The following is a 26,671-nucleotide window of genomic DNA, read 5'->3' as shown; positions in this document are numbered from 1 at the left end:
ATAGGAATGATCTTTAACGAGAACGTTTGGAGGTGCATAAACGATGGGAACTCTTAAATCCAAGGGCCGTCGTTTTCCTTTGCTTCCTTTACGCGGCCTTCTCGTCTACCCGAGCATGGTTTTGCATTTAGATGTAGGGCGGGAGAAATCCGTAAAGGCGCTGGAAAAGGCGATGGTTGACGATAATTTAATTCTCCTATGTTCTCAATCTGAAGTGAACATTGAAGAGCCGACACAGGAAGATATTTTTCGAATCGGTACTGTAGCAAAAGTTCGGCAAATGCTGAAACTACCCAACGGTACAATCCGGGTGCTAGTGGAAGGTATGGAGCGCGCTGAAATTTTAGAGTATTTAGAGAATGAAGAATATTACGAAGTGTTTGCTCAGGAGCGACCGGAAGAAGAAACCGAAGATCCTGAAGTGGATGCTTTGATGCGCACGGTGCTTACTCAATTTGAACATTATATCAATTTGTCCAAGAAGGTGACCCCTGAAACGCTTGCTGCGGTGTCAGATATCGAAGAGGCTGGGCGTCTTGCTGATGTGATTACGAGCCATCTGTCGCTCAAAATCAAGGACAAACAGGAAATATTGGAGACTATTGATGTTAGAAAGCGGTTAGAGAAGCTGCTGGATATTTTGAATAACGAGCGGGAAGTTCTGGAGCTCGAACGCAAAATCAATCAACGTGTTAAAAAGCAGATGGAGAAGACACAGAAGGAATACTATTTGCGCGAGCAGATGAAGGCGATTCAGAAGGAATTAGGCGAAAAGGAAGGTCGCACGGGTGAAGTAGAAGAACTTCGAGCACAGCTCGAAGAGAAAGGCCTGCCTGACAAAGTCCGTGAAAAAGTTGAGAAGGAAATCGACAGGTTAGAGAAGATGCCTACAAGTTCAGCTGAGGGCGGTGTGATCCGCAATTATGTTGAATGGTTGCTCAGTTTACCATGGAGCAATGCGGAGGAAGAAGATTTAGATCTAACCAAAGCGGAGCAAATTCTGAACGAAGACCATTATGGACTAGATGAGCCTAAGGAACGGGTACTTGAATATTTGGCTGTACAGAAGCTAGTGAAGAAGTTAAAAGGACCTATTCTCTGTCTTGTTGGGCCACCTGGGGTGGGTAAGACATCACTTGCACGCTCCATTGCACGTTCCTTGAATCGGGAATTTGTTCGTATCTCACTTGGTGGTGTCCGGGATGAAGCGGAAATCCGTGGTCATCGGAGAACTTATGTTGGTGCCATGCCTGGACGTATTATTCAGGGAATGAAGACGGCAGGTACACTAAATCCCGTTGTATTGTTGGATGAGATTGATAAGATGGCTTCCGATTTCCGCGGGGATCCGTCATCAGCCTTACTTGAAGTTCTAGACCCAGAGCAGAACAATACATTTAGTGATCACTTTATCGAATTGCCGTTTGATTTATCGAACGTCATGTTTGTGACGACTGCTAATGCGGTTCATAACATCCCTCGTCCTTTATTGGATCGGATGGAAATGCTATATATTCCTGGTTATACTGAACTTGAGAAGCTGCAAATTGCTACCAGATACCTGTTGCCCAAACAGAAGAGGGAGCATGGTCTTGAACCAGAACAACTTGAGATTGGCGAAGATGGACTGCTTCGGACGATTAGGGAATATACCCGTGAATCCGGTGTGCGTAATCTTGAGCAGCAAATTGCGGCTTTATGCCGGAAAGTTGCCAAGAGTATAGTGTCAGGAGGCAAGGAACAGGTAGTTATTACTCCTGAGGATATTAAAGATTATCTAGGTATTCCAAAGTTCCGCCATGGTGTAGCAGAGTTAGAAGATCAGATTGGCACTGTGACTGGACTTGCTTGGACTGAGGTTGGCGGAGAGACCTTAATTATTGAGGTTACAGTTGTCCCGGGAACGGGCAAGTTAACTCTTACCGGTAAACTTGGGGATGTGATGAAAGAATCAGCTCAAGCTGCTTTTAGTTATACACGTTCAAAGGCGGAAGTACTTGGTATTGCCCCTGATTTTCATGAGAAGAACGATATTCATATTCATATTCCAGAAGGAGCGATTCCGAAAGACGGACCGTCTGCTGGTATTACAATTGCTACCGCACTCATCTCCGCACTAACGAACCGTTATGTTTCGAAAGATGTGGCGATGACGGGTGAAATTACGCTCCGTGGTCGGGTATTGCCGATTGGTGGACTGAAAGAGAAATCGCTCGCAGCTCATCGGGCCGGCTACAAAAAAATACTACTCCCTATGGATAACGAACGAGACCTAAAGGACATCCCGGACAGTGTGAAGGAAGACGTTGTTTTTGTGCCGGTGTCCCACATGGATCAGGTACTGGAACATGCACTCGTGGAACAATCCGGAGTGCTCTAGAGAGGAATTATAAGAATGAAAGTAGTAAATGCAGAATTTGTAATTAGCGCAGTAGGTCCAGATCAATACCCTGTTGACGGCTTGCCAGAGATTGCTCTGGCAGGTCGCTCCAATGTGGGGAAATCCTCACTTATTAACCGAATGATTAATCGCAAGAACTTGGCGCGAACAAGTTCAACCCCAGGTAAAACGCAACACTTGAATTATTACAGAATTAATGATGAAGTGTATTTCGTCGATTTCCCAGGTTACGGATATGCAAAGGTATCTAAGACGAAACGTCAGGTATGGGGCGAAATGATCGAGAAGTATCTCTTGGATCGTGAGACACTTCGTCTTGTATTACTTATTGTAGACTTGCGGCATCTTCCTTCCAAGGACGATGAATTGATGTACGATTGGTTGAAACACTACGATATGCCGGTATGTGTTGTTGCGACAAAAGCTGACAAAATACCGAGATCACGGTGGCCAAAACATCTTAAATTGATCAGAGAAGCACTGGCGATGCGTGCTGGCGATGGATTTATCATGTTCTCTTCCGAAGAAGGCATCGGCAAAGATGAGCTTTGGAGTCATATCAAACAGCATATGAAGAATGAGGATCTTGGACCGAATATCACGGAAGAATGAAAAATGATAATGGATCACAAAGGGATTTGGAGAAGTTTCGGTAGGAAAGTGAGCATGCAGGGGGATTTTTGGAGCTAAGAACGGCTTAATCCGTTTTTTTCTGAAAAATGGCAGGAATTCACGTTTTAATCGCTGAGCAAATGCTTTAATGAGTAGTGTATAATATTTTTAAAGGATTGCTAAAAGAATTGAGGAGATTTTTATGGCTCAGCGGTTAGCCACAGAATATGTTAATGCCAGTTTACGTTTGTCGGAAGATCAGGTGTCGCAGTTTATTCATAAAGTGTACGATCCACACGTACGTCAGCGAGTAAAAGTACTCGATAATGGCGGGCAAGTGGTGGTGCTGGAGGATGACGGTGGTGAAGAAGTCCATCTGCCCTTTGACCGCAGAGACGGTAATTACGTCTGTGAATTGTCTTTCCGCTTGGAAAAACCTCACTTAACCAACGTCATGAGACTTTTGTTCTCGACTTTTAAAGGTTCGGGTATGGTTACAAGAATTTATAATGGATTCATGATGATGTATTATTATCAAGAAGGTCGAGTTCGCAAAATTGAGGAATACTCACGTGATTCTCACAAACTAATTTACGAACATAAGGACACAGTTGGGGAGCTTCAACGGATTTATCGTAATAATGATGTGGAATTAGAGATCGATCTCATTCATAAAAGTATTAATGCTCTGCTCGATTTACGTATTGTCACTCAAGACTCTCATGAAGTGGGACGAATTGATGGAGAACTTCGTCAGCATACCCGCCGCTTATTTGTACTAGAAGCGTAAGGTTTACTTAGACGATTGTCACAGAATGAGCTGAAGCAACATAAGGTATTGAAGAAAACTACCTGTTATCTAGGGTAGTTTTTTTAGGACCTGGAGAATGCGCTAAGGTGTAAGTAAGGCGAGTTTCATTTGGAATATGTTCACACTCTTGAGCATTTTTTATGTAGATGGTTTTAAAAAAGGGTTGCATTTGTCGCTAATAGATGTTATTTTTAATCTCGTTGAAAAGAATATAGGAACCAGGATTCACTCAGGACATGGAGATGTTGCGAGAGATTTTTCCCTCGGGAAGTGAATGACGTAGGTCCTAGCGGATGAAATTTTTCAAACATTTTATTCCTAGGAAGGGGGAACCGAAAGATGGAATATTCAACTTTCGGAAGACACGTTGCTGTTGATACTTGGGGAGTAGACTTTGAGGTATTGAACAATGCGGACCTGTTGCAGGAGCATTTGGTGGAAGCTGCCGAATCTTGCGGAGCTACGATACTGTCAATGCAATCGAAGCAATTTGAGCCACAAGGGGCTACAGTACTTGTATTGCTGTCGGAGAGCCACCTCTCGATTCACACGTATCCTGAGAGAGGGTTTGCTGCAATTGATTGTTACACTTGTGGGGAGACTGTTGATCCACAGCTTGCGATCGATTACCTGGTGTCCGTATTGAAACCGGACAAAATATTCGCGAAGCAATTAATTCGCGGTTTGGGTGAACTTGAAGTCGTAACACCTGTTATGAATCAAGTGGAACTCGTATAAAGATAATACTAAGCTGGATAGAATAACCATGGAAATGTTCCATGGTTATTTTTTTATGAAGTAAAAAGGATAAGAAATGGCCTTGTTTCATAAATAGTTCATAAAAAGCTCACCGAAGTCTCAAGGAAACATTATTTCTCTGTGATATAATTAACAATATTTATTAGGGAATGATGCATGTATATTTTTACGAGGCAGGTGAACTTGCAATGCACGTCATCGCAGTTGGGTTAAATTATCGAACAGCGCCAGTGGAAGTTAGGGAGCGTTTTTCTTTTACAGATAGTGACATGCCACAGGCACTGCAAGAACTGAAACGTACCAAGAGTGTATTGGAAGGTGTCATATTAGCTACCTGCAACCGTACAGAAATTTACGTGGTCGTAGACAGGCTGAATATGTGTGAATATTATATTCGAAGTTTCATGGAGAAGTGGTTTGGAGTTCCTCGTGAGGAGTTCACTTCACATTTATATATGTATGAAGATAAACAAGCGATAGATCATTTGTTCCGGGTCGCTTGTGGACTAGATTCGATGGTTCTAGGTGAGACACAGATTTTAGGTCAGGTGCGAAGCGCCTTCTTATTATCGCAAAACCTGAATGGAACGGGAACTTGGTTCAATATGCTATTTAAGCAAGCCATTACACTCAGTAAGCGGGCGCATTCGGAAACCGCAATCGGCGAAAATGCCGTTTCTGTAAGTTATGCGGCTGTGGAGCTTGGGAAACGCATATTCGGTAGCTTTAATGGTAAGAGAGTTTTGATTCTTGGTGCCGGTAAAATGAGTGAGTTAACAGCCAAACATCTCAGCGGAGGTGGTGCTGAGGAAGTACTCGTAGCTAACCGTACTTTTGGACGCGCTCAGGAACTAGCATCAAAGTTTGATGGAGTTCCCTGTACAATGCAGGAAGCTTTTCAGCGGCTGAAAGATATTGATATTCTTATTAGTTCTACGGGCTCTGAAGGATATGTTGTTACGGCCTCCCAGGTGGCAAATAGTATGAAAATGCGTCCTGATCGTCCTTTGTTTATGATTGATATTGCGGTACCACGCGATATAGATCCTTCAATAGGTGATTTGGAGAATGTATTTTTGTATGATATTGATGATTTGGAAGGTATTGTGGAAAGCAACATGGAAATGCGTCGCACCGAATCGATCAAAATAGAGGTTATGATTGAGGAAGAATTAAAGTTGTTTGACGAATGGATAGAAACATTGGGCGTTAAGCCAGTCATTCGTGCACTGCAGGAGAAATCATCCTCCATCCACGAAAGTACAATGGACAGTCTGTTCAACAAACTTCCAGAGCTGGATGAGCGCCAGCGTAAAATAATACGGCGATTGACGAAAAGTATAGTTAATCAGATGATGCACGATCCAATTAACCGAGTTAAGGAAATGGCGGGAGAAAAGGGAGGCGCTGAGGCGCTAAAGACTTTTACGCAAATTTTCGCTTTGGAAGAACAGCTAGATGCCCAAATGGATGTAGACTGTGAGAAGGATTCTTCTCAGGAAGTTCAAGATGTTCAGGAGAATATACTCTCTCTTCTTGATAAAGCTCCACTATCATTGGTTTCGGGTTAGAAATATGGTGATAGCTAACCAAGACTAATTATTATTGAGTGTATAACCGGACCGGATTAGTTTCTCAGATACCCTGAGCTTGCTGTTTCTTTACTCGAATTGCCTTCATGGCAACGCGGGTGTGAATCGGATAGGCCAGGGTTTCTTGTTTATTTACCGATCCCATATTGCTCATTAATGAGGTCCACTGATGGAAAAATAGATAATGGTGGAGTATGCTATTATCATTATAATTATGTGTTTAAAATTTGTCGTCCGCCTACCATGGTGGGACCGGAGGGAAATGACGATGCCTCAATATATTCCCATCATGCTGAATTGCGAAGGTTGGCGTATTGTTATTGTGGGGGGCGGCAGGGTAGCTGAACGCAAGGTATCTTCATTACTTGAGGGGAAAGCCGAAATTGTTGTGATTAGCCACAAGTTGACACCGTGGTTAAAGTCCCGTCATACCGAAGGGGTGATCTCGTGGTTTGAGCGTGGTTACATCGAGGGCGACCTGGAAGGAGCGAGACTGGTTTTTGCTACTACGGATCAGGTCGCAGTTAACGAGGCTGTCATAATGGAGGCAACAGCGCTCCGTATACCAGTTAACCATGCCGGAGATGGTGAACGAGGTTCTTTCATTACCCCTAGTATGATACGACGTGGGAAATTAATTATTGCTGTATCTACTTCTGGGGCGGGACCGAGGATAGCACGAAGTCTTTGCCACGAAATTGATAAGCAATATGGTGATGAATATGAGACATATATAGATTTTATTAGCAATGTAAGAGCGTTTATTAAAGAGCTAGTACCTGATGGTTCACAGCGACAATCGCTGTTCAAATTGCTGGCGGAGATGGACATTTTGACAGAAATTCGGGAGGGTAATTTTCGTCCTTGGAGCGAAGAAGAAATCACTTCGTGGATTTCAGAGTATCGGGAGGTATAAATGATGATGAAACGTACGATTGTGGTGGGTACTAGACAGAGCCAGCTGGCTTTAACACAAACGGGGCAGGTAATTGATACATTGAAGCTCCTTTGTGAGGAGCATTCTCTACCGTTTGATTTTGAAGTCCGTAAGATCATTACAAAGGGTGACCGGATTTTGGATGTGACATTGTCCAAAGTAGGAGGGAAAGGGCTGTTTGTAAAGGAAATTGAACAAGCCATGCTAGACGGTGAGATTGATTTGGCTGTGCATAGCATGAAGGATATGCCCTCGGAACTTCAGGAAGGTCTAGTAAACGGGGCAACTCCTGTAAGGGTAGATCCTAGGGATGCTTTGATTTCAAGCCGGGGATATAGTCTTGAGAGCCTCCCACAAGGAGCTAAGGTTGGTACGAGCAGCCTGCGTCGTTGTAGTCAGCTCTTGGCATTTCGTCCGGATTTGAACATTGAGCCGATCCGTGGAAATATCGATTCTCGGCTACGTAAGTTGGATGAAGAAGGATTTGATGCCATCATTCTTGCTGCTGCAGGATTATATCGGATGGGCTGGGGAGATAGGATTACTTCTTTCCTACCGGTGGATGTCTGTCTTCCAGCCGTGGGTCAAGGGGCCCTTGGAATTGAGTGTCGTGAGGCGGATACGGAAATACGTCACCTTCTGTCGTTGTATAACGATAAGGAAGCAGAGTTAACTGTGAAGGCAGAACGTAAGTTTCTTAGTGTGCTGAATGGGGGCTGCCAAGTTCCAATTGGGGCATATGCAACTTTGATTCATGATGTAGGGGGAGCGAGTTCTGATGTGGATGGGGATTCTCCGCGCATTATGCTAACGGGAATGGTTGGCTATCCAGATGGGCGAACCATTATTAAGGAGACCCTTATGGGAAAGGATCCTATTCGATTGGGTGAAGAAGTAGCCTGGAGACTTATTTCCAGAGGGGCAGACGAAATATTGGCGGAAGTCAGGGAGTGACGTTATGACGGGGAAGGTTTACCTAGTAGGTGCGGGGCCTGGCGATGCCAGGTTGATTACTCTTAAAGGGATGGACTGTATTGAAAAAGGCGATGTGATTGTCTACGATCGACTGGCTAATCCTAGCCTTTTGAAGAGAATGAAGTACGGAGCAGAGAAAGTATATGTCGGAAAGAGACCTGACCGACACACCATGAAGCAAGAAGAGATAAATCAGCTTCTGGTTGATTTGGCTCTGACGGGTAAAACCGTCGTTCGTTTAAAGGGTGGGGATCCAACAATTTTCGGACGGGTTGGAGAAGAGGCCGAACTATTGCGGAAACACGGGATACCTTATGAAATTGTTCCAGGCATAACAGCGGCTATTTCAGTGCCAGCCTATGCGGGGATTCCGGTCACGCATCGCGATATTGCCTCTTCCCTGTCCATTATTACCGGGCATGAAAGCCCAGAGAAGTTGGACCAGTCTATAAACTGGGAGAAGGTAACAAATGCTACGGGTACGTTAGTATTCATGATGGGTGTCGCTAAAATTGGATACATAAGCAAACAACTAATTACCTATGGCAGATCACCGGATACTCCCGTGGCACTTGTACGTTGGGGAACGCGTGCTGAGCAGGATACATTGACGGGAACACTAGCTGATATCGAAGAAAAGGTACGCGAGGCAAATTTTCAGCCACCTGCTGTCATCGTGGTCGGAGAGGTGGTTAACCAACGTGAGCAGTTGAAATGGGCGGAGTCAATGCCACTCTTTGGCAAACGGATTCTCGTAACCCGTGCCCGTTCGCAGGCAAGTGAGCTCGTTAACCGGATTGAGGATTTGGGCGGTGAGCCATATGAGTTTCCTGTCATAGAAGTCGTCATGCCTAGAAACGAAGTAGATTTATTACAAAGTCATACCGCACTGGGATGTCTTGCTGAGTATGATTGGGTATTCTTCACTAGTGTGAATGGAGTGGAGTATTTCTTTAAGCACCTGGAGAAACTGGGACAAGATATCCGTTCGTTGCATAAGGCACGTATTGCTGCTGTTGGACCAGCGACAAAGGAAGCGCTGAGGCTGCGAGGGATTGTTGCCGAAGAGTTACCGGGTAGTTATCAGGCTGAAGGTATGTTTGAAGCTTACGGTGATGAGATGTTGGCAGGACAGCAAGTGCTATTGCCGCGAGGTGATCTGGCTCGCACGTGGCTTCCTGGGGTGCTTCGTGAGAATGGACTATCTGTGACAGAAGCCGTTATGTACGAGACAGTACCAACTGGAGAAGAAGATGATGAGCTGCTCAAACTGATTGAAGAAGGCGGCATCCATGCGGTTACATTTACGAGTTCTTCAACTGTGACCAATCTAATAGGCGCCCTCAAAAGAATGGGGATTTCCGATCCCGTTCAAGCATTAAGCGGCGCTGAGATTGCTTGTATTGGCCCCTTAACTGCGAAGACTGCCGAGGAGGCTGGTCTGAACGTTACCTTATTGGCTGAAGAGGCCACGATTGATAGCCTTGTTGAGGCGTTATGCCAATGGAAGGCGAGGACTTCCAAGGTGTAAGTTTGAAGGATGCTAGGAATTCTTATATAAGATGATCTGCTGATTGCGATGGGGCTGCGATAGCGAAATGTTCTTACGATCGCTGTTGCCCTCAGATTTCTTTTATAAGTAGGACTATAGATTGTAATTAAGCTGCGACAGCGAAATGTTCTTACGATCACTGTTGTCCCCGAATTTCTTGATTGAACTATTTTACAAGGTTGAAATTCGGGGACAAAGGTGAACGCTTCGCTTCTTCAGAATCATTTCGCTTTCTCCGCTGGATTACTATCTTTAATTCAACTTAGAAATCCGATGACAAAGGCGAACGCTGCCGCTTCTTCAGAACAATTCCGTCTTCTTCGCTACGTTATGGCAACCAACTACTTACACCAAGTAAGTAAAAAAGAGTGATAATTAGACCTTATTTCGGCTTCGCATACGAAATAACGCCCAATTTCAATTCATTAGTATCGAAGAAACTGACGCGAATCCTCCGAAGGAGGACAGCGTCAGTTTCAGTAGTTCGTTAGAAGTAGAGCGTGCCCCGTAGGGGAGAAAAGCGGCTTTCAGCAGGTAGTGGCGCGGGTGAGGAGAAAGTAGCAGAATTCTGCAACATGTTTCATGGTAACCCAGGAGCATCTAAAGTAAGACGTACCCGAAGGGGGAAAAGCGTTCCACGCACAAAAGTATAGCGCATCCCCGAAGGGGACAGCGAGCAGGAGCGTCTCTCTACCTCCCACGTTTCCTAAGCGGGTATCCAAAGGGCAGCAGCCCTTGGGGCCCTCCCTTAAGACAAGGGAGGGTTTGGGAGGGATGGGATCAATAATAACTAAGGAGGAACAAAATATAATGACTTTTCCAATCGTAAGACATCGTCGTTTACGTCAGTCTGCGGCTATTCGTGGTATGGTTCGCGAAACAGTGCTCACTGTGGATGATTTGATACAGCCGATCTTTGTGACTTATGGAAGCGGTGTGAGGAATGAAATTTCTTCTATGCCAGGTGTGTTTCATTTTTCTCTAGATACACTTGAACAGGAAGTGAAGGAAATTGTAGATTTGGGTATACCAGCCGTATTATTATTCGGTATTCCGGAGAGTAAGGATAGCGTTGGTACCCCAGCGTTTATTGATAATGGCATTGTTCAGGAAGCTACGCGTAAGATCAAATCACTATATCCCGACTTGCTCGTTGTGGCGGATACATGTCTTTGTGAATTCACGGATCACGGGCACTGTGGTATGGTCCATACCTTTGAACGTGATGGTCATGTATGCGGAGATGTGCTAAATGATGAATCACTCGAATTGTTGGTGCGTACTGCAGTATCTCAAGCAAAGGCGGGAGCTGATATTATTGCCCCTTCTAATATGATGGACGGATTCGTGCAAGCCATTCGTTCAGGTTTGGATGAGGCAGGATTCAATTATATTCCGATTATGTCGTATTCAGTAAAGTACGCTTCGGCTTTTTACGGTCCATTCCGGGAGGCTGCTGATTCTGCTCCACAATTCGGAGACCGTAAGACATATCAAATGGATCCTGCTAATGCACGGGAAGCGCTTCGAGAAGCGGAGTCAGATGTGCTAGAAGGTGCTGATATGCTAATGGTTAAGCCGGCTTTGGCGTTCATGGACATCATACGTATGTTACGTGATCAATTCGATCTCCCTCTTGTTGCTTATAATGTTAGTGGCGAATATTCCATGGTAAAAGCAGCAGCTCAAAATGGTTGGATTAATGAACGGGCGATTGTGATGGAAATGCTGCTCGGGATGAAGCGCGCGGGAGCGGATATTATTATTACGTACTTTGCCAAGGATGTAGCACGCTGGTTACGTAGCGATAGATAACATGCAGTAATGTAGCATATTAATTAGGATGGGGAGTGGATCTGAAGTGAGTGAAACAATTGGAAGACAGGGTGAAGAACTTTCACGGGTAGCCTTTGAAGAAGCCCAAAACTATTTACCTGGGGGAGTTAACAGTCCGGTTAGGGCTTTTAAATCCGTTGGGTTAACACCGATTTATGCGGATCATGGTATAGGTTCACGAATTTATGATATTGATGGTAATCAATATATCGACTATGTGGGATCGTGGGGCCCACTTATTATGGGACATGCCCATCCGGAGGTAGTCAAAGCATTACAGGAGACAGCGATGAAAGGGACAAGCTTCGGTCTGCCAACGCTGCTGGAGACGAAGATGGCCAAACTTGTGGCAGAGAGAGTGCCATCCATCGACATTGTACGAATGGTGAATTCCGGGACAGAGGCGACGATGAGTGCGATTCGGCTTGCTAGAGGATATACCGGACGCAATAAAATCATGAAATTTGAAGGTTCCTATCATGGACATGCAGATAGTTTATTGATCAAAGCGGGTTCCGGCGTTGCCACGTTAGGTCTTCCAGATAGCCCAGGTGTACCTGAAGGTGTTGCTGCAAATACCATTGCGGTTCCTTACAATGATCTCGAATCTGTTCAACTAGCTTTTGAACGTTTCGGTGAAGAAATTGCAGGAATTATTGTTGAGCCTGTAGCCGGTAATATGGGCGTCGTACCACCGCTACCAGGTTTCCTTGAGGGACTTCGCCGACTGACGACAGAATACGGTAGTCTGCTTATTTTTGATGAAGTCATGACTGGATTTAGGGTACATATGAATTGTGCTCAAGGTCTATATGGTGTTACACCTGACCTGACTTGTCTTGGTAAGGTCATCGGAGGAGGACTTCCAGTGGGTGCCTACGGTGGTAAGCGTGAGATCATGCAGCAAATTGCGCCAACAGGTCCTATCTATCAGGCAGGTACGTTGAGCGGTAATCCACTGGCGATGACAGCAGGATTTACTACATTATCGTTATTGACACCCGAAGTATATGATCGACTGGAGCGCTTATCGGCGAAGCTTGCGGCTGGTATAGAAGCCAATGCTAAGGAACGTGGTATTCCGTGCAGTATTAATCGTGTTGGATCTATGGTATGTCCTTTCTTTACATCTGATAAGGTTATCAATTATGACACGGCTAAGAATAGTGATCTGGTTTCCTTCCGTAAATATTTTGCGGCGATGGTGGAAGAGGGTATCAATATAGCTCCGTCTCAGTTTGAAGGTATGTTTGTATCTGGCGTTCATACGGACGAGGATATCGATATTACGATTGAAGCCCATCGTCTTGCCCTGCAAAAATTATGAGTCCACGCATAGTAAGTCAGAAACGCGGAGAGTGGTTGGAACTAACTCCTGGTAAGTTGACTCCACCAGAGAACGGTGACCGCCTCACAGCGGCGCTTATCTGGCTAAAAGATGTGTTAGGAGCTCCACCCAAACTGTTGCAGTCTTTAGAGTCTGACGGAGGGATTAAGCTCGCAGGTGATCGACTTCGTCTGCGGCTTTTCCCACCCAAGAAATCTCAATATGAACCCTATAACCAAGATTTAACCATACTGTACGAGGATGACTTCTGTCTTGTTGTACATAAACCTGCGGGGATCAAAGTCCATCCAGATGGTATGGAGCGACAACCATCGCTAGCTAACATAGTGTCCGCTCTATACTCAGTGAGAAATGAGGTGGTTGCGCCTGCGCATATTCATCGACTAGATGAATATACCTCGGGGCCGGTCTTGTATGCTAAAAATGACTATGCTCAGCTCAAGTTGGATGAAGCGATGGCATGTAAAGAAATCGGTCGGAGTTATGTCGCATTTGTCCAAGGAGTAGTTGATTCTAAGCTTCAAGTGATAGATCAGCCTATTGGCAAGGATCGACATCATAATCAACGGCGGCGGATTTCTCCTACGGGGAAACATGCGGTAACACGAGTCGAAGTGCTAGAGATTTATCCTTCGGCAAGTCTGGTTCGCCTAACGCTAGAGACAGGACGAACACATCAAATTCGCGTCCATATGAGTCATGTAGGACATCCATTGGTTGGAGATTCAATATACGGAGGAAGTACAGCCTTAATTCCTCATCAAGCGCTTCACGGTGAGAAGCTCTCCTTCAGGCATCCATTAAGTGGAGAAATGATTGATGTGGTGGATCCGTGGCCTAGCGCTATGACCATTTTACACGAGCAATTACAGGGCTAAGAAACATAGGAGAGAGATACGTAAAAATAAGGCATGCACTCTTTTTTTAAGCATATAAATAAAACGAGCGATGATTTGGATCATGAACAGCTATGGATGAAAAATCATGTTTGGATATGCTGAAAGGAGGTAATTGCTCTTGGTTGATCAATCCTACGGACTGCGATTCGATATTTATGAACGCGTTCATTTATCGGATGATGTAATTGGTATTGATGAGTTGGAGGAGATTGAACTTTACCCGAAAATTCAGGTCATTCCCGGTGAAGAGTACGCCGCGCTTCGCGGGCATTTGCTGTTGTCGGGGTTATACCGCGGGGAGGGGGAAACTCGCGAATTAGAGCACTGGATTCCAGTGGAAATCACGATTCCGCTCAGTCGAGTGAATCGGCTGGAGGATATCGCAGTAGAAATTGAGAATTTCGATGTTGATCTTCTTAGCGCCCGCAGTTTGAATATCACAGGCGTTCTATCGCTGCAAGGAATTGAGACCTCCTCTTTGGTGACGGAGAGGCGCGAGTGGGGAGGAAGGGAATTTACTGCCGAACATGATACGGTGCAGGATAACCGGAGTGATGCGGAAATTCCGCAGTTTGGTTTGACAGAAGAGTCCTCTGAAGGTCGGGATACGGACGAGCAGGAAGACGCTGAAGAAGTTTTGTCGTGGACAGAGGATTCCTCCGAGTTGTTGTCACCGACACTATGGGCGGACAAGGAATATGGAGTTCCTGAATCAGTGGAAGTGGTAGCAGAACCGGAGTATACCCCTGAATCGAATAGTAACGTTTGGTTCAAAGAGAAAGTTTTTACTACCTCTAGAGTGAATCAAACTGCTGAAGTAGCGGAAATTGCGCAAGCAGCGGAACAACATCAGCATGAACAGGTTTCCGCTGATTTGGGACCTGAGGATGCTATTCCTGTTGATGCAGAGGTACAGTTCGAGACGACAGAAGATGTACAAGAAGACTTGGAAGCTGTTGCATCGGTGCAAGTAGAAGAGAAGAAAGAACTAAAAATTGCAGTAGGTAGTAAAAAAGGTAGCGATGAAGAACAAGAAAATAGTTTTGGTATAACTAAACTATTGCCCTCCAAACGAATAGGTAGTGAAGTTGAAGCCTTGGTAGAAGAGGAAGAAATATTAGCTGAATCTAGTACGGAACCTAGAGACACCGAGGAAGTATACTGGAAAAACTTGTTCATCGGAAATGTAGATGAGAAGACTCCTTTTCGCAAAGTGAAGCTCGTCATTGTTCAACGTGAAGAGACGCTCGATGATATCGCCCAACGATACCATCTTAGTAACCGGGAGCTTCAACTTTATAATCGTTTGTCCGAACAGATTATATCAGAAGGTCAAGTGCTCTACATCCCATAATATAAGGTCTCCTGCGCTACGGATGCGCAGGTTTTTTTATTTTTAAGCTCGTCAATTATACAGGAAAGTCGTTATATTGACTCTCGGACCTATCCAAGTTATGATGTTATAGATGAATTTAGGATATCTTATTAAAGACTTGGAACGGGAAGAGTAGGCAGTAAACCCTTCAGAGAGCGGAATTGTATCGCTGAAAGATTCCGTAGGATGTAGCTGATCGAAGTCGCCCGGGAGTCGCCTGTTTGAGCATTATAAGTTAGAACGGGCCGGCAAGCAGCCGTTATCTGCATTGAGTGTCACGAATCTATATCCGTTATCCCTGAGGAAGGCGGAGATTTATGCGTGAAACAAAGGTGGTACCGCGAAAGTAAAGCCTTTCGTCCTTTGAGACGAGGGCTTTTTGTGTTTTCTACCAAAGTGAAGTAATGCAGGCACCCCATCCTCAGGATTAGCTCAATTTTGCCAAGATACGCTTAAATGTAACGGAGGTTGAATAATAATGACAGAGAAAAATGAGCAGCAAACTTCGGCTGATATGCCGACAACGTATGATCCAAAAGCAGCAGAGCAGAAATGGTACCGCTATTGGCAGGAAGGTAACTTCTTTAAAGCAGGGCAAAGACCTGATGCCAAGCCTTATACGATCGTTATCCCGCCTCCAAACGTAACGGGTATGCTGCATATCGGACATGCCATGGATTTTACGTTACAGGATATTTTAATTCGTACGAAAAGGATGCAGGGTTATGATGCTCTTTGGCTACCAGGTTCAGACCATGCTGGGATTGCCACGCAGACGAAAGTAGAGCAAAAGCTGCGGGAACAGGGTCTTACGCGCTATGATCTAGGACGTGAGAAATTCTTAGAAAAAGTGTGGGAATGGAAAGATCAATATGCCGATACGATTCGTGATCAGTGGGCAAAAATGGGGCTTTCCCTTGACTATTCACGTGAACGATTCACGCTCGACGAGGGTCTATCTCAAGCGGTTCGTAAAGTATTTGTTAAGCTACATGAAAAAGGGCTGATTTACCGGGGCAAGTATATTATTAACTGGGATCCAGCAGCTCGTACGGCAATTTCTGATATTGAAGTTGAGTACAAAGAGGTTAACGGCCATCTGTACCATCTGCAATATCCACTCAAGGATGGATCCGGCTATATTACTGTTGCAACGACACGTCCTGAGACGATGCTCGGAGATACGGCTGTGGCAGTTCATCCTGAGGATGAGCGATACCGTCATTTGATTGGTAAATCGTTGATTTTGCCAATTATTGAACGTGAAATTCCGATTATTGCGGATGAATATGTAGAAAAGGATTTCGGAAGTGGTGCTGTTAAGATTACTCCGGCGCATGATCCTAACGACTTTGAAGTTGGGCTACGTCACGATCTTCCGCAGATCACAGTTATGGATGAGAGCGGAACGATGAACGGGGCTGCAGGCAAATACCAAGGCTTAGATCGCAGCGAGTGTCGTACCTTGATTGTGAAGGACCTTCAAGAAATGGGAGTTCTGATCAAGATAGAAGATCATGTTCATCAAGTAGGTCATAGTGAACGCTCCGGTGCTGTCGTGGAGCCGTATTTGTCAACACAATGGTTCGTAAAGATGAAGCCATTAGCTGAAGCCGCTATTGCCGCTCAAAAGAGTGGGAAAGGCGTTAATTTCATTCCGGATCGGTTTGAAAAAATATATTTACAATGGATTGAGAATGTTCGAGACTGGTGTATTTCACGTCAATTGTGGTGGGGTCATCGGATTCCAGCTTGGTACAGTGAATCAACTGGAGAAATGGTAGTAGCTCATAGTGAGGAAGAAGCTCGCGAGAAATTAGGCAAGGATGATCTGAGACAAGATAATGATGTTTTGGATACATGGTTCAGCTCAGCATTGTGGCCCTTCTCTACACTCGGTTGGCCGGATGAGAACAGTGAAGATTTCAAACGGTTTTTCCCAACGGATGTGCTCGTTACTGGGTACGATATCATCTATTTCTGGGTAGCTCGTATGATCTTTACGGCGCTCGAATTTACAGATGAAATTCCATTCAAAGATGTGCTTATGCATGGTCTTGTTCGTGATAGCGAAGGCCGGAAGATGTCTAAGTCACTTGGTAACGGTGTTGATCCGATTGAGGTTATCGACCAATATGGTGCGGATGCTATGCGTTATATGATTTCGACAGGTAGTACACCAGGTCAGGATTTGCGCTTTCGCTGGGAACGTGTAGAGCAGTCCCGTAATTTCGCCAACAAAATATGGAATGCTTCTCGTTTTGCGCTCATGAATTTAGAAGGAGTAACCTACGACGATATCGATATCAGTGGTGATCTTTCTACCTCGGATCGTTGGATTTTACACCGCTTTAATGAGACGGCTCGTGAAGTAACTCGTCTAATTGATGCGTATGACTTCGGTGAAACTGGACGTGTACTTTACAACTTTATCTGGGATGATCTATGCGACTGGTACATTGAGTTCGCTAAGTTGTCCTTCTACGGTGAAGATGCGGATGCTAAACGGAAGACTCAATCCGTTCTTGCGTATGTGCTTGACCGTACGTTGCGGTTGATCCACCCGTTCATGCCGTTTATTTCCGAGGAAATATGGCAGCATTTGCCGCATTCTGGCGAGACGATTACGCTTGCTGAGTGGCCACAGTATGATCCAGCACTTGAAGCGCCAGATGCTGTTCAGGAGATGAACCTTCTGATCGACATAATTCGTTCTGTACGGAATATCCGTGCTGAAGTGAACGTGCCTATGAGTAAGAAAATCGAGCTACTTGTGAAACCAGGATCTGAAGAACTACTGGATATCCTTGTCCGTAACGGTCATTATATCCGTCGTTTCTGTAATACTTCAGAATATGAAGCATCGCTAACTACCGTAGTTCCTGATAAAGCAATGACAGCAATAGTAACAGGTGCGGAGTTGTATTTGCCGCTAGCTGGCCTGCTCGATATTAGCCAGGAAATCGCACGTTTGGAGAAAGAGCTTGAGAACTTGAATAAAGAAGTTGAACGTGTCGAGAAGAAACTTGCCAATCAAGGTTTCGTTGCCAAAGCGCCTGCGAAAGTGATTGAGGAAGAAACCGCAAAAATGGCGGATTATTCTGATAAGCGCGATAAAGTACTCGCCCGTATTGAGGAATTGAGAGGGTAATCTTTACGCATTTCAAATATTAATTGAAGGTGAAATACATGGGGGAAAGTACAGACAAAGAAATGGATTCAGAGTTGAAGGATTATAAAGAAGCGGTAGAGTGGATTAATGGGCTGATTCCTTTTGGAATCCGCCCAGGATTGGAACGAATAGAACTTCTGCTGGAACATTTAGGGAACCCTCATCGGAGACTTAAATTTATTCATGTTGCCGGAACGAATGGTAAGGGCTCTTCCTGTGCCTTTTTAAGTAGAACGCTTCTGGAATGTGGTTACAGCGTAGGGACGTTCACCTCTCCTTATATCACAAAATTTACGAACCGATTTCAATATAATCTGGAGGATATTCCTGAGGCGACGTTGCATGAGTTAACTAATCGGATCGTTCCTTTCGTGAGGGAAATCGCTGATAGTGAGCTTGGTTCTCCCACGATGTTTGAGGTAAGTACTGCTATCGCTATTTTATATTTCGCGGAGGTTTGTTACCCCGATGTTGTGGTATGGGAGACTGGCCTCGGGGGAAGAATGGATGTAACTAATATTGTGACACCTATCATTTCTTTGATAACGAATATTGGAACTGATCATACGGATGTACTAGGTGACACAATTGAACTGATCGCTAAGGAGAAAGCTGGGATCATCAAACCTGGTGTTCCGGTTATCAGTTGTGTGGGGCAGCCCGAAGCCATTGCTGTGCTAAAGGAGACTGCGGCTAAGCATAACTCGGCCTTATATCTACTTGGAGAACAGTTTCATTTTGATCGTAAGCAACTAGGTGAGACTTTGCAAAAAATTTCATTTCATGGACCATTTCGTGACCTTGATATCGATATTGCGATGCTGGGTGAGCATCAATGTAAGAACGCCGCTGGTGTTATGATGGTACTAGAAGTACTTAGGCAGTACATGGCCTTTAACCTGGATGATAAGGAAATGCTGCATGGTTTTCAGAGTACTTTTTGGGCTGGTCGCCTAGAGTTGGTATCGGAACAGCCGCGTATCTTGCTCGATGGGGCTCATAATCCAGAAGGAGCGGAATCGCTTTCCAGAAGCATTCCAGAGATTTATCGATACAGTAAGTTGAATTTGATGATGGGAATGCTCGCTAATAAGCATCATCGCGCCTACTTGAAGCATATATTACCAATAGTGGATACACTTATTCTGACCGAGCCTGATTTTCGTAGGAAAATGGATGCACAGGCGTTATTTGATCTCGTAGTTGAACTACGAGATTCTTATGGTAAGACTAATTTAGAGATCATCGTGGAACGTGACTGGAGAAAGGCCCTTTCGCTGCTGGAGTCACGGACGGAACGGGAAGATCTTGGGGTAGTGACGGGCACGTTGTATATGATTTCGGACGTGCGAGCAACCCTTTTGCATCAAACCGATTCTGAAAAAGGCTGGTGACTATATTGTTGAATAAAACGGAACAACATGTACATTTTATCGGTATTGGTGGATACGGAATGAGCGCTATCGCCCGCGTTATGCTGGAGATGGGCTATAATGTAACAGGTTCGGATGTTGCTGCTTCGGACCTAACTGTAAAGTTAGAGGCCAAAGGGGCAAAGATTTACATTGGGCATAATGCCGAGTATGTTCAAGGAGCGGAGTTAGTAGTTTACTCTACAGCACTCCCTCGTGATAATGTAGAGCGGGTTGAGGCTGAGGAACAAGGTATACCGGTATTGCATCGTTCTCAGATGTTAGCGCGACTGTTAAATGAACGCACAGGAGTCGCTGTAGCTGGGGCACATGGAAAGACAACAACTTCTTCTATGATCGCTATTGTTATGGAGAGATGTGGTATCGACCCAACCTTCATTATCGGTGGAGAAATTATGGACTTAGGAACGAATGCAAAAGCGGGACAAGGCAAATGTGTTGTGGCGGAAGCCGATGAGAGTGATGGATCATTCTTGCAATATCATCCCTCGCTGAGTGTTGTCTTGAATATCGAAGCAGATCATTTGGAGAACTATGATGGAGATTTTGGCCGTTTGAAAGAAGCCTATGTCCAATTTCTCAATCAGACCAAACCTGAAGGAAAGGCAGTCATTTGTGGCGATGATACAAATATCCAAGAATTATTACCGAAATTGAAGTGTGAAAAGCTTACATACGGTATTGATAATTCATGTGATTATTCTGCCACTAATATTGTACTCGGTGATCGCCGCGTAACTTTCACTATGTTACAAGGTGAGGTAGAGCTTGGGGAAGTGAGGCTATCTGTACCAGGGAGACATAATGTTTATAACGCAATGGCTACTATAATTGTGTGTCTCGAAGCAGGAATTCCTTTTGAGGAAATCACCGAAGCTATCGGCTATTTCCACGGTGCAAAACGTAGGTTCCAAGTACTTGGGGAGCGTGACGGTATTCTGATTGTTGATGATTACGCTCATCATCCAACTGAAATCGAGGCAACTATCGCTGCTGCCAAGGCTACGGGTAAACGCATTATTGCGGTATTCCAACCGCAGCGTTATTCGCGAACGTTCTTCCTACTTGATGCATTTAGCCGGGCATTTAGCGGTGCGGATGAAGTGATTATTACGGATATATACTCCCCCGCAGGAGAAAAACAGATCGAGGGAATTAATTCTTCCAAATTGGTAGATTTAATTAAGGAGAATAGTAATGCTGGGGCAAGATATCTCCCAACAAAGGATGATGTAATTTCAGACCTCCATAATCGGGTACAACCTGGTGACATGGTGCTGACCATGGGTGCTGGCGACATTTGGAGAGTCGGATATCAACTTGCCAAGGAGCTTTTAGATTAATTAATTTTCAAGTACAAAGAATAGCGATCCTTCCTCAATATTCATAGTTGAGGAATGGGTCGTTTTTTTGCATTGTAATAGATCTTTTCTGCACAAATGGCATATAAGTTGTCCATTGTTCATATTGTATCTCTAGAAGAATGGACAAGGAGCGTGCGGACAGTGAACAAGGCCAAGATGACATTTCGGTTTGACGGGCAAGGGCGGGAAGTGGAGCCTATGCAGCCGAATGTGAGAGATAACAAGCAGAGTGAATTTCCTGATAACGTAAAGCAATTATTTCCTTCACAGACTCCGACTACTTACCATGCCGTGGAAACGATGAATCAATGGGGAGATCCGTTCACTGATCATACGGGGACTGAGATGACCGTGTATCATCAGCGTGAGCAGAATGATAAGCTTCAGAGCGATGAGATATACGAGGAAGACCCGTTAACTAGGGAAGATTGGTATGATAACTATCAATCTGCCGAAGATGAAGAAGAGATTAAGGAATACAATAGTGAAATTTATGCGGAAAACTATCATTATCGTCCTACCCGTACATCGTGGTGGAAGTTAGGTGGATCGATAACTGGGGCTATTGTGACCGGAGCGTTGTTTGGATTTGTGGTACTATCCCTATTTAATAATGATGTGAGTCTTCCATTCCCTAGTATTGGCGTACCTAGTCAAAATACAACAGGCGAAGGGGTTAGCATTCCCGTACTAGGGGAAATTGGATTAGATAAGACGGAGGAGCCGTTACCTATAAATCTGGCTTTACCTGAGCAGACCTACTATTTTCTCCAATATGGAGTATTCAGTACGGCGCAAGGCGTTCAATTAGCTCAAGAGGAATTACAAGCCTCTGGTATTGCTGCCGCAAGGGATACGGTTGATGAGAAGAGAGTCTACGCGGGAGTGTCACCTGATCGTGAACAGGCCAAGCTGTTAAGTGGAGGTCTCAAAGCTGAAGGAGTTAATCTGATATTACATGAAATCTCTTTGCCGAAAGCTGTAGAATTGCAATATAGTGGTGACGTTCAGTCATTAGAGCGTTATTTGTCGCAAAGTGTAGATTTGGTCAACTTGTTAAGTTCATCTTCCGCCTCCCTATTAGGCGAATTGACACCTAAGATTCAGAGTGTAGAAGATATTCAAGAACAGGGCGAAAAACACCAACTTTGGACGGAAAGCGCAGCCGCAATTCGGGGCAAGTTATCCCCAGGAAGCGAGCAAGAAATAAACGAGATGGAGAAGGCGATGAACAGCGCTGTAGAAGCGATGGGTGAGTACAATAAGAAACAAGCCAAAACACTACTATGGGAAGTTCAGAATCAGATCATGCGATTTATTTTGGCTGAACAAAAACTAGTTACTGCAGGGCAATAATTAAGAATACTCTTGAATTGTGGCAGGGAATTGGAAATACTTCCCCCTGCCCTTTTTGTGTTTGTATTGACGGTGAATTAACCTTATAATAATAAAGTGTCAAAAAATGGCGAGGATGACAGTCTTAAAGTATTCATTCCGCTTTTTAATTTATTCTAAATTCGTAAATGTAAAAAATGAGGAGATCCTACGTTTTGGAAACAACATCTGTTCGTTCAATTATTCTTGCCTCAACATCACCCCGCAGAGCTGAATTGTTGTCTTCTCTACAAATTCCGTTTGAAATTGTGCCAAGTCATGCCGACGAGACTATACTGGACCATTGGACGCCGGAAGAGATTGTGACGGAGCTAGCAAAACGAAAAGCAGAAGTTGTTTATGAAACACTGGAATTATCTAAACGTGATGCTGTTATTATTGGTAGTGACACGATTGTAGTTAGGAACGGTTTGATTTTGGGTAAACCGAAAGACGTTGAAGAAGCAGCTTCCATGCTTCGAATGCTACAAGGAAGTAGTCACACGGTATTAACTGGAGTGGCCTGCATTGATGGTCTTACCGGGTCATCACAGGTAGAGTACCGCTCTACAACTGTAACAATGAAGGCTCTCGCTGAGGATGAAATATTGAGTTATGCACGAACCGGAGAAGGACTTGATAAAGCGGGTGCTTATGCGATTCAAGGCCTTGGTGCTGTCATCGTTACGGGAATTGAGGGTTGTTATTTCAATGTGGTTGGATTACCATTATCGCTACTAAGTGATATGCTGGCCAATTTTGGAATCAACGTGTTGTAGAGTTAAGACCTTAAAGACAAGGAAGAGATAAAGCATATCCTTCCGCAATGGATTTTGCCATCGGAGTCGTACTAATGACTTCGCAAAAACATTCGGAAGAGAGTGATTGTGATGGAATCTTCGCAATATATGCTGCGTGATATTCCCCTTGAGGAACGCCCGAGAGAACGTATGATACAATATGGTGCAGGGGTACTGAGTAATTCAGAACTGCTCGCAATTTTATTGCGGACAGGAACGCGACATGAATCAGCCATTCACATGGCTCAACGCATACTGGTTGGGACCGGCGGTATACGTGGTTTAATCGATTTTAGCCTGGAGGAATTGACCAAGCTGAATGGAATAGGTCCAGCTAAGGCTGTACAATTGAAAGCGGGGATCGAACTTGGTCAAAGATTAGCCAAGGCTCGCCTTCCCGAGACTGGGAATATTCGCAACCCACGCAATGTCGCGGATATGGTCATGGAACAACTCCGTTATTTACAGAAAGAACATTTCGTCTGTCTATTTTTGAATACGAAAAATCATATCATTGCTCAAGAAACGCTCTCCATTGGAAGTCTGAATGCATCGATTGTTCATCCGCGTGAAGTATTTCGTGCGGCGATCAAATGCGGCAGCGCTTCTATGATTTGTATCCATAATCACCCTAGCGGAGATCCTACGCCGAGTCCGGAAGACATCTCGATGACACGGCGCCTGTGCGATGCGGGAGAAATTGTGGGTATTGATGTACTAGATCACATCATAATTGGTGACGGAGAGTTCATAAGTTTGAAGGAGCAGGGCTTGATGTAATATAATAGTTTAGATACAGAAAGAAAGGGAGATTACATCATGTTTGGTACGAAAGATTTAGGAATTGATTTGGGGACAGCGAATACGCTGGTATATACCCGTGGTAAAGGTATTATTGTGAGAGAGCCCTCGGTAGTTGCTATTAATACGGATACAAAGAGTATTGTTGCAGTGGGGGAATCTGCTAAGAAGATGATTGGAAGAACACCTGGTAATATCCGTGCGATTCGTCCAATGAAGGATGGCGTAATCGCCGATTTCGATACGACAGCTACGATGATCAAGTACTTCATTCGCCAAGCTCAGAAGCAACGTTCGATTTTTCAACGCCATCCTAATGTTATGGTTTGTGTTCCATCAGGCATTACAGCCGTAGAACAACGCGCCGTAGAGGATGCAACGAAGCAGGCTGGTGCTCGTGAGGCCTACACGATTGAGGAGCCATTTGCAGCAGCGATTGGCGCAGATCTCCCCGTATGGGAGCCGACAGGAAGTATGGTTGTTGATATCGGTGGAGGAACGACTGAAGTTGCAGTGATCTCCCTTGGTGGTATCGTAACAAGTAAGTCTGTTCGTGTAGCTGGAGATGAAATGGATGATTCAATCATTCAATACATCAAGCGTCAATATAATCTGATGATTGGTGAAAGAACGTCAGAGCAAATGAAAATGGAAATCGGTTCTGCGCAAGCACTTGAACAGGTTGAAACGCTTGAAATTCGTGGACGCGACTTAGTAAGTGGATTGCCGAAGACGATTACCATAACATCTGATGAGATTTCGGAAGCGCTTAGTGATACGGTAGGAGCTATCATTGATGCTGTTAAAGTGACACTTGAGAAATGTCCACCTGAATTGGCAGCTGACATTATGGATCGCGGCATTGTGCTGACTGGTGGCGGGGCTCTGCTTCGTAATCTAGATAAACTACTTGCTAGTGAAACTGGAATGCCTGTTGTTGTAGCTGATAATCCGTTGGATTGTGTAGCCATTGGAACAGGACGAGCGTTGGATAATATACACTTGTTTAAATCGAAAGGTAGTTCAGCCCTTCGTTCCAGACGATAATTCACCACAGAAGAAGACACCCTTATGATAAAGCGGCGCCGTCCTAACCTGGGCGGTCATGCCGTTTTTCTCTAGTTTATTGTTATTCATTTTGTTGGGGATTAGTGGAGAAAAATTGTAAGGTTGGAGGTGCTTAAACTGTCTAAGCTACTTGGCAACAAAAGATTATTTGTTTTGTTGATCGGACTGATTCTATTTATTTCTGTTATGGGTATTACACTTGGACCGCGATCGAATTTAACCTGGCCGGAGAAATTTGTAAAAGACACGGTTGGCTTCGTGCAATACGTGTTTTACAAGCCCGCTAGTTATGTAGCGGGCTTGTTTGAAGACATTTCGAACTTGCATTCGATTCAAGAAGAGAACGAACAGTTAAAGATCTCATTGGCCCACTATGCCAGGGATAAAGCAGTATATAACTGGATTGAGCAGGAGAACATCCGACTCAAGGAAAAACTTAATTTTACAGAAGCCCAGAAGACTCAAAATGACTATAAATGGCCGATTGCACAAGTTGTAAGCATCAGCAATGATCCTATTAACCCGACGATTGTCGTGAATATCGGCCTTCGTGAAGGTGTTAAAGAGGGCATGGCGGTTCACTCTGGTGAGGGATTAGTAGGTGTTATTAGTCATGTGAGTAACTTTACCTCAACAGTTAAGCTGCTTACGTCAATGGATGCGAGGGATCCTAACTCCAATGCTATCGCCGTAACATCCCAAGGTAAAGAGAACGAGGTTTTTGGAATGATTGAGACTTATGACGCGAATAAAAATGTCTTCCTGATGACTAAAATTGAAGATCCAAAGTCGGTTTCTATAGGTGATACGATCGTTTCCTCCGGGATTGGCGGGGTATTTCCACGTGCGATGGTCATTGGTAAGGTCACGGATATCGAGGTTGGCGAATATGGTCTGACTTATACGGCATCTGTGGAGCCAGCAGCTAGTTTTATGGATTGGAAGGAACTGTTTGTGGTGTTTACACCAGAGGTTGAGGAATAATGAGGGCTGTAAGTAGACGTAAATTCATACTTATCTCCTTGTTGTTCCTACTCTTTATCATCGAGGGAACAATCATTCCATGGTTGATTCCTGGGGCATGGCAAACTCGTGTCGTTCCACATTTAACTTATATAGCGATTTTGTTTTATGCGGTGTATGATAATCGACATTCGGCGCTCATACTCGGTTTAACATTTGGACTGCTACAGGATGTCGTCTTTTATGGCGCATTGATTGGGGCCTATTCTTTTGCTATGGGGTTCTCCTGTTATATACTCGGTTTGATATTCCGTTCCCAGCGAGGACGGGCATCTATGCCATTGATGATGATCGTTGTCATGCTCGGAAGTCTCCTGTTGGATACGATCTTATTTGGAACGTATTCTTTGTTTGAACTTACGCATCAACCCCTTACCTGGGCGCTGATGAATCATATCATTCCAACCTTGTTTGTTCATTTCGCCTTTGCTCTTATTATTTATGTGCCGCTCCGTCGGCAGTTGGAGATTATTACGAAACGTCGATCCTCTGAGGATAATGCTTAGTCACTGTAGACTTTTCCTCACAAGAAAGCAGGA

22 protein-coding genes and 1 other annotated feature are annotated in these 26,671 nt (G+C 44.5%); all 22 genes read left to right on the top strand.

From position 1 onward, the window contains the following. Window positions 1-43 precede the first annotated feature (43 nt). The 22 genes from lon (at window position 44) to mreD (ending at window position 26,638) form a co-directional block, all read left to right on the top strand. Entirely contained in the window at window positions 44-2,380 is a 2,337-nt protein-coding gene (gene lon / locus NST85_RS22990) for an endopeptidase La (protein ID WP_127194705.1), read from the top strand. A 15-nt stretch (window positions 2,381-2,395) separates the two neighbouring features. Next, window positions 2,396-3,013: a ribosome biogenesis GTP-binding protein YihA/YsxC gene (gene yihA / locus NST85_RS22985; RefSeq protein WP_127194704.1), complete on the top strand. Its 618-nt coding sequence runs from the start codon at window positions 2,396-2,398 to the stop codon at window positions 3,011-3,013. Between the two features lie 202 nt (window positions 3,014-3,215). Continuing rightward, window positions 3,216-3,803: a non-ribosomal peptide synthetase module gene (locus NST85_RS22980; RefSeq protein WP_341190498.1), complete on the top strand. Its 588-nt coding sequence runs from the start codon at window positions 3,216-3,218 to the stop codon at window positions 3,801-3,803. 360 nt (window positions 3,804-4,163) lie between these two features. Continuing rightward, window positions 4,164-4,562 carry an adenosylmethionine decarboxylase gene (speD, locus tag NST85_RS22975; RefSeq protein WP_127194702.1) on the top strand — a complete coding sequence of 133 codons (399 nt, stop codon included), beginning with the start codon at window positions 4,164-4,166 and terminating at the stop codon, window positions 4,560-4,562. 209 nt (window positions 4,563-4,771) lie between these two features. Then, entirely contained in the window at window positions 4,772-6,154 is a 1,383-nt protein-coding gene (hemA, locus tag NST85_RS22970; protein WP_341191157.1) for a glutamyl-tRNA reductase, read from the top strand. 289 nt (window positions 6,155-6,443) lie between these two features. Continuing rightward, the gene (locus tag NST85_RS22965; RefSeq protein WP_341190497.1) at window positions 6,444-7,091 is read left to right on the top strand and encodes a precorrin-2 dehydrogenase/sirohydrochlorin ferrochelatase family protein; all 648 of its coding nucleotides are present in this window, start codon (window positions 6,444-6,446) and stop codon (window positions 7,089-7,091) included. A 3-nt stretch (window positions 7,092-7,094) separates the two neighbouring features. Continuing rightward, window positions 7,095-8,066 (top strand): hydroxymethylbilane synthase, encoded by a 972-nt coding sequence (hemC, locus tag NST85_RS22960; RefSeq protein WP_341191156.1) that lies wholly within the window; start codon window positions 7,095-7,097, stop codon window positions 8,064-8,066. A gap of 4 nt (window positions 8,067-8,070) precedes the next feature. Then, window positions 8,071-9,618 carry a uroporphyrinogen-III C-methyltransferase gene (gene cobA, locus NST85_RS22955; RefSeq protein ID WP_341190496.1) on the top strand — a complete coding sequence of 516 codons (1,548 nt, stop codon included), beginning with the start codon at window positions 8,071-8,073 and terminating at the stop codon, window positions 9,616-9,618. A 219-nt stretch (window positions 9,619-9,837) separates the two neighbouring features. Next, window positions 9,838-10,011: a hypothetical protein gene (locus NST85_RS22950; protein WP_341190495.1), complete on the top strand. Its 174-nt coding sequence runs from the start codon at window positions 9,838-9,840 to the stop codon at window positions 10,009-10,011. Between the two features lie 438 nt (window positions 10,012-10,449). After that, window positions 10,450-11,454 carry a porphobilinogen synthase gene (hemB, locus tag NST85_RS22945; RefSeq protein ID WP_127194698.1) on the top strand — a complete coding sequence of 335 codons (1,005 nt, stop codon included), beginning with the start codon at window positions 10,450-10,452 and terminating at the stop codon, window positions 11,452-11,454. Window positions 11,455-11,500: 46 nt separating this feature from the next. After that, on the top strand, window positions 11,501-12,802 hold the full coding sequence (gene hemL / locus NST85_RS22940) for a glutamate-1-semialdehyde 2,1-aminomutase (protein WP_246054415.1): 1,302 nt from the start codon (window positions 11,501-11,503) through the stop codon (window positions 12,800-12,802). Beyond that, entirely contained in the window at window positions 12,799-13,701 is a 903-nt protein-coding gene (locus NST85_RS22935) for an RluA family pseudouridine synthase (protein WP_341190494.1), read from the top strand. The genes hemL and NST85_RS22935 overlap by 4 nt, the downstream gene beginning before the upstream one ends. 139 nt (window positions 13,702-13,840) lie before the next feature. Beyond that, the gene (locus tag NST85_RS22930) at window positions 13,841-15,076 is read left to right on the top strand and encodes a LysM peptidoglycan-binding domain-containing protein (protein WP_341190493.1); all 1,236 of its coding nucleotides are present in this window, start codon (window positions 13,841-13,843) and stop codon (window positions 15,074-15,076) included. 131 nt (window positions 15,077-15,207) lie between these two features. Continuing rightward, window positions 15,208-15,464 (top strand) — a binding site (T-box leader). A gap of 111 nt (window positions 15,465-15,575) precedes the next feature. Beyond that, entirely contained in the window at window positions 15,576-18,248 is a 2,673-nt protein-coding gene (locus NST85_RS22925; RefSeq protein ID WP_127194694.1) for a valine--tRNA ligase, read from the top strand. 38 nt (window positions 18,249-18,286) lie between these two features. Next, the gene (locus NST85_RS22920; protein ID WP_341190492.1) at window positions 18,287-19,663 is read left to right on the top strand and encodes a bifunctional folylpolyglutamate synthase/dihydrofolate synthase; all 1,377 of its coding nucleotides are present in this window, start codon (window positions 18,287-18,289) and stop codon (window positions 19,661-19,663) included. A gap of 59 nt (window positions 19,664-19,722) precedes the next feature. Beyond that, window positions 19,723-21,045, top strand: a complete 1,323-nt coding sequence (gene murC, locus NST85_RS22915) for a UDP-N-acetylmuramate--L-alanine ligase (RefSeq protein WP_341191155.1) — start codon at window positions 19,723-19,725, stop codon at window positions 21,043-21,045. A gap of 162 nt (window positions 21,046-21,207) precedes the next feature. Then, on the top strand, window positions 21,208-22,422 hold the full coding sequence (locus NST85_RS22910; protein ID WP_246054414.1) for an SPOR domain-containing protein: 1,215 nt from the start codon (window positions 21,208-21,210) through the stop codon (window positions 22,420-22,422). A gap of 176 nt (window positions 22,423-22,598) precedes the next feature. After that, window positions 22,599-23,219: a Maf family protein gene (locus NST85_RS22905; protein WP_127194691.1), complete on the top strand. Its 621-nt coding sequence runs from the start codon at window positions 22,599-22,601 to the stop codon at window positions 23,217-23,219. Window positions 23,220-23,330: 111 nt separating this feature from the next. Next, window positions 23,331-24,020 (top strand): RadC family protein, encoded by a 690-nt coding sequence (gene radC, locus NST85_RS22900; protein WP_127194690.1) that lies wholly within the window; start codon window positions 23,331-23,333, stop codon window positions 24,018-24,020. 39 nt (window positions 24,021-24,059) lie between these two features. Then, the gene (locus NST85_RS22895; RefSeq protein ID WP_127194689.1) at window positions 24,060-25,088 is read left to right on the top strand and encodes a rod shape-determining protein; all 1,029 of its coding nucleotides are present in this window, start codon (window positions 24,060-24,062) and stop codon (window positions 25,086-25,088) included. A gap of 129 nt (window positions 25,089-25,217) precedes the next feature. Beyond that, window positions 25,218-26,093, top strand: coding sequence for a rod shape-determining protein MreC (gene mreC, locus NST85_RS22890; RefSeq protein ID WP_127194711.1), 876 nt, complete (start codon window positions 25,218-25,220; stop codon window positions 26,091-26,093). Next, the gene (mreD, locus tag NST85_RS22885; RefSeq protein WP_127194688.1) at window positions 26,093-26,638 is read left to right on the top strand and encodes a rod shape-determining protein MreD; all 546 of its coding nucleotides are present in this window, start codon (window positions 26,093-26,095) and stop codon (window positions 26,636-26,638) included. The genes mreC and mreD overlap by 1 nt, the downstream gene beginning before the upstream one ends. The last annotated feature ends 33 nt before the right edge of the window (window positions 26,639-26,671 follow it).

Source organism: Paenibacillus sp. FSL K6-2524 (assembly GCF_038005525.1).
GTDB lineage: Bacteria > Bacillota > Bacilli > Paenibacillales > Paenibacillaceae > Fontibacillus > Fontibacillus anaericanus.
The sequence above is the reverse complement of the archived record's forward strand: the minus strand, read 5'-3'. Positions and strand labels throughout refer to the sequence as shown.